At 38.3% G+C, this 763-nt stretch carries 1 protein-coding gene; it reads right to left on the bottom strand.

All coding sequences use genetic code 11. From position 1 onward, the window contains the following. Positions 1-22: 22 nt before the first annotated feature. Positions 23-763, bottom strand: a 741-nt coding sequence (locus tag ACFIJS_RS09140; protein ID WP_375651309.1) for a recombinase RecT, incomplete at its 5' end; no start/stop codon positions are given.

Consider the following 763-nt stretch of genomic DNA (forward strand, 5'->3'; position numbering starts at 1 on the left):
TTGTGCTGTTCTTTGTTCCATCTCACACCGCCGTTTCTTGTTGAGTTGGAGCATATTCAATATCTTGGACGTGAATATATTCGGCATCTTGTATAGGCGCCTCTATTTGCTTTTGTTGTAGGAAAGATTGTTCTTTTTCATGCTGTCTCTTTTGCAAAACATCCAAAATCCTTTGTGCTACTTCATCAGGAAGATCTTCAAGCTTTTGGACTCGTCCATACTCAAGGACTTTTTCTTCTTCTGTTTGAGTGATGTTTATTAATTGTTTGATTTGCGTAAGCACATCATAAGAAACTAACTTCGTTTGTACGTTATGGTTTGTTTCATTGATACGTTTTGCTTCATCTTCTTCATAAATACCGGAAAGCCCGAAAGCATAGCGAGCACATTGTATAGTGGCTTTATGGCGCAACATACGTGCTGGATATTTTTTCCAAGGTTCACTTTTGTCTTGTTCGCATTCTTTGAGATATTCGGTGACTTCGATAGGGTCTTTAATGCCTTTGAGACGAATAGCACATTTGATAGCAATGAGATTCCCGTCTTTATCGAGTTGATCTTGAAAGGTCATGCCATCAAAGTCAGGATTTGATTTGATGATCTTTATCCAACCGTCGATAGAAACAACGGGTATGATGCCGCCGCCTTTTTTAGGGAGAGCATAGATTTCTTTTGTTAAAGGGTTAAGTCCATAAGTATTGGCAACAAAAAGAAAAACGGCAAATTCTGCATCAGTGATGGCATTAGAATTTTTATCTCCAAT

The organism is Bartonella sp. OT172YNZD (assembly GCF_042193725.1).
GTDB lineage: Bacteria > Pseudomonadota > Alphaproteobacteria > Rhizobiales > Rhizobiaceae > Bartonella > Bartonella grahamii_A.